We start from the raw sequence: 3,522 nt of genomic DNA on the forward strand, positions 1-3,522 counted from the left end.
CACCATCTCGACGCTGCGCTCGACGCAGATACCCACCAGGCTGTCGGCGCCCACACCCTGCCCGCGCAGGTAGTGCGCCAGGCGGTTGGCGCGCGCATTGAGCTCGCGGTAAGTCAGCGACTGACCTGCAAACTTGACAGCCTCCGTTTCAGGGCAGTGCAGCGCCTGTTGCTCGAACAGGCCATGCAAGGTCTGCGCGTGCTCATACTCCTGCGCGTGCGCGTGCGCGGTACTGTTCCATTCCACCAACAACTGTTCGCGTTCCTGCGGCGGAAGCACCTCGACGGCTACCGCCGGCATGTGCGGCGACTGCTCCAGCGCTTCAACCAGGTTCTCCAGCGCCGTCTGCATGTAGCTGCACACTCGTTCGGGCTGAGCCTGCGCGTTGACCTGGACGAATAACAGGAAATCGTCGCCAAAGTCATCCACCGACAACGTGACAGGATAATTAGTGCTCTCTTCCGTGCCCAGGTTCTCCATTCCACGCCATGCTTCATGGGTGTTGAGCGCTTCGCCGAGGGTGCTGTGGCGATAGTTCAGCAGGGCCGTAAACAAGGGAGTGGGAGCCTCGATGCCGCTGCAGCGTTGCGCCAGCGCCAAGGGGGCATGCTCGTGGTTGACCAGTCGGGTCAGCAGGGCGTGGGTATGGCGCACGCCCTGCGCCACGCTTTCCTGCCCCACCACCAGGCGAATCGGCAGGGTGTTAATGAATACGCCAGGCGCACGGTCCACATCCGCCCCGCCTCGCATGCGTCCAAACAGCACCGTGCCGAACACCACATCGCGGCGGCCGGTCAGGCGCGCCAACACTTGCGCCCACGCCAGGTGCATCAGGCTGGCTGGGCTGACGCCGAGCTTGCGCGTCTGGCGGCGAATCCGGTTGCCCAGCCCGACGCCGATATGTCGGCTGGCCTCTGTCATGGAGGCCCAGTCTCCCTGCACGCCGACTAGGCCAAAAGGCGCAGTGGGTTCATCGATATCGGCCAGCATCTCGCGGAAGAACTCCTCATGTTCTTCCGGGCTGGGACCCAGGCGTGCCTGCGCCACGAAATGACGGAACGGCACCGGCGGCGGCAAGCTCGCCTCCTCGTCAGCCAGGATCGCCTGGATTTCTTCGATGATGATCTCCAGCGTCGCATGGTCGGAGGCGAAGTGGTGCTGCATGACCTGCAGCAGCCAGCGCTGGTTCACCGGATCATGCGCCAGGAAAACGCGCGTCAAAGGCGCCTGCCGTGCGTCGATGCGGTAATGACCAGGGTTGAAGCGCGCCTTCAGTTGGGCGGCAATGTCGCCGTCGCGCCGATCAAAGCTGACTTCCTCGACAAGCGCCTGCGCCTGGCGCCACACAACCTGCACCGGCTCCCGCAGCCCTTCCCATGCGATGGCCGTACGCAGGATGTCATGCCGCGCGATCACTTTTTGCAACGCATGGACAAAGGCATCGAGCCTGGCACGTTCGTCGAAGGCCAGCAGCGTCGGCAACAGGTAGACGTCGCCGCGCTCCTGGACCAGGTAATGGAACAGGATGCCTTCCTGCAGCGGCGCCAGCGGATAGATATCCTGAATATTGGCCGCGCCGCCCGGCACCGCCGCGACGACATTGGCAATCTCGTCCTCATCCAGGTCCGCCAGCGTCAGCATCGCGGGGGTAATCACCCGACTATTGGCCGGGATCAGGTTGGGCGGCACCTCGACGGCGCGTTCCTCGCGTCCCAGCGCTGGCAGCACACCGGCGATGGTCGGCGCCGCGAACAGCGCGCGTACCGTGGTTTCCATGCCAGCATCGCGCATGCGCTCAATCAGGCCGATCGCCAGCAGCGAGTGCCCGCCCAGTTCGAAGAAGTTGTCATGGATGCCGACCCGATCAAGGTGCAGCACCGCCGCCCAAATTTCCGCCATTTTCTTCTCGATGCGGGTGCTTGGCGCCACATAGCCGCCATCCGCCCTGGCGGTGTCCGGCGCCGGCAGCGCCTTGCGGTCCACCTTGCCGTTCGACGTGAGCGGCATCTCGTCGAGCACCATGAAGTGGGTCGGCACCATGTATTCCGGCAGTGTGCGGCGCAGATGCTGCACGATGCTTTTCTGCAGCATCGCATGGAACTGGGATGGCAGCGGCTGATTCGCATATTGCACCTCTCCCTTGTACAGCTCGCTCCAGTCGATCACGCGGTCGGTCCGCGTGAAGACGGCATGCAGGTGGCCTTGGCTGCCTGAAGCGCTCTGGAGATGCAGGCGATAGCCATGTTGCCGTGCCAGCAGTTCCAGTGCATCACGCGCCACGCCGATGGTTTGCTCGGCCGAGAGCACGCGGCGCAGGTCGGCGACCGTCGCCTCTTCGCCCAGCTCGGCCAGCTTGGCATGGGCGGCGACATCGTAGGCCACGCGCTCGTCGGCGATACCCTTGATGGCCAGTTGCTCTACCCCTTGCGCCAGCTGTGCCTCCAGCTCCGCCATGTCCTGCCGCAGCTCGCTCCACGCCTGCCACACCGGCGCGCTGTGCGATGGCACCTCACCGATGGTAATGACGACGTCAAAGCGGTAACGGGTCATCTCGTTCAACGCCTGCCCGCGCTTAGGCAGGGTCTCGATCCGGCTGATCTGCGGGAAGGCCGCGCGCAACGAGTGGAAGTAAGCCGGGTCCACCAGCAGCTCGGTTTCCCGGTTCAGGCCGCGCGCGGCGGCCTGGCGCACCTGGCCCAGTTTGTACTGCGGAGCATGGTGCAGCGCTACCGACGAATGGAACACTTTGTGCAGACCGAAGTGGCGTATGTCACCAAGGAAGATCCTACCCTGCGCACCGATCTTGCCGATGGCGGCGGCCAGCACATCCTGCAAATAGGCGAAATTCGGGAAGTACTGGGCCACCGAGTTGATGATCACGGTGTCGAAGCCGGCCGCAGGGATCTCGGCCAGGCGGTCGGCCGGATAGGCGAACAGGCGCACGTCGGCCCCTTGCAGCTCGTCCGCGCGCAGTTGCGCCGCCAGCTTGCCGATCACGATGTCGGAAATATCGCTGCCATAATAACGGTTGCAATGCGGCGCGATCCGGTGCAGTAACAGACCGGTACCGCAACCAATTTCCAGCACCCCTTCCGGTTTCAGACCGAGGATGCGCTCGACGGTCTCGCCGACCCATTCCTGCATTTCATGCTCGGGAATGGCCTGGCGGTCATAGCTACTGGTCCAGCCCACGGTATTGAAGGTTTCGTCTTCCGATACGGCCGGCTGCTCGTAGATCTGGTTCCAGATATCGCCCCAGTCGGCGGTGCGGTCCGCGCCGGGCTTGAGTTCGGCAACCAGTTTGTCGGCATGGGTATGGAGATAGGCGACCAGGCGCCTCTGGTTCGGCACGTCCTCGCGCGCCATCACGATTGCCTGCGACACCGCGGAATGCTGAGTCAGCGCCGCCTCGATCTCGCCCAGTTCGATCCTCAGCCCGCGCAGCTTGACCTGATGGTCCAGCCGGCCCAGGTAGTCGATGTTGCCGTCGGCCAGGAAGCGCGCCAGGTCGCCCGTCTTGTA

Annotated in this window: 1 protein-coding gene; it reads right to left on the bottom strand. The window is 64.2% G+C overall.

Translation table 11 applies throughout. The annotated features are described in order from the left end of the window. Window positions 1-3,522 (bottom strand): condensation domain-containing protein (locus tag O0879_RS28495; RefSeq protein WP_289920041.1); only part of this gene is annotated, 3,522 nt, incomplete at both ends.

The sequence above is a fragment of the Janthinobacterium sp. SUN120 genome, from assembly GCF_030397735.1.
Lineage (GTDB): Bacteria > Pseudomonadota > Gammaproteobacteria > Burkholderiales > Burkholderiaceae_D > Janthinobacterium > Janthinobacterium kumbetense.